The organism is Bacillus sp. EE-W1 (assembly GCF_009760835.1).
Taxonomy (GTDB): domain Bacteria; phylum Bacillota; class Bacilli; order Bacillales; family Bacillaceae_G; genus Bacillus_A; species Bacillus_A wiedmannii.
This window is the reverse complement of sequence record NZ_WIPE01000060.1, coordinates 159,986-160,782: the sequence shown is the minus strand read 5'-3', so window position 1 is coordinate 160,782 and position 797 is coordinate 159,986. Positions and strand designations below refer to the sequence as shown.

General features: G+C 35.9%; 1 protein-coding gene. It reads right to left on the bottom strand.

Annotated features, from left to right (window positions below):
- Positions 1-797: histidine kinase (locus tag GFJ36_RS12255; protein ID WP_242015978.1), on the bottom strand; the 797-nt coding region annotated here is incomplete at both ends.

The following is a 797-nucleotide window of genomic DNA, read 5'->3' as shown; positions in this document are numbered from 1 at the left end:
GGCTTCCTCTTAAATCTTTTATGCTTTTCTCAACTACTTGCTGCATATCTTTTGGTTTATCACGGTATTTTTTCTGCGCGGATTCTAGTTGGAATATCACCCCGGCTAATGTTTGCGCAATACCATCGTGAATTTCACGGGCGATTCTATTTCTTTCTTCTAAGATCATTCTTTTTTCCTGTTCAGAAATCAATATCCTTGTTTTAACTACGTTAGCTAATTGGTTAGAAAACGTAGCTAAAGACTGTACATCTTCCGGGAAAAAACCCGCAGTTCTACTTTTCCCTGCAACAAACATTCCGACTAGTTCATCATTTACAATAAGAGGAAAATATACAAGGGAGCGTATGACACTATCAAATATTTCATCTCCAGGAGCCGTACCAACTTTCCAATCATTAAATACAAGATTTTTAGAGATTCCTTCAAACGCCCTAAATTTTTCTGAATCATCAGATATATAGGAGCGGACTTTCCCATCTTTTAATAGAATATTCCAGTTCCCATCATCTTTTGTCCATATTACATATGCTTGTATGCCAAAAAAACCTTTGAGTGCTTGTTTAATATGTTTCAAGTTTCCTCCGGTTAATCCTCGACTAATTTCGGTCGTAATAAGAAATAACTCATATAATCGTTCCTTTTCCATCCTTATCCGTACAGAAAAAGAACTTATCACTGAAGTTGCTACAAGTGGAAAAAAGAAAAACAGTACTGTAATCTCGTTTACTTCCACACTATATGTACTAATTAATACGTGCATCAGTGCCGCATAAGAGAAACCAAAAGTTTCGCAA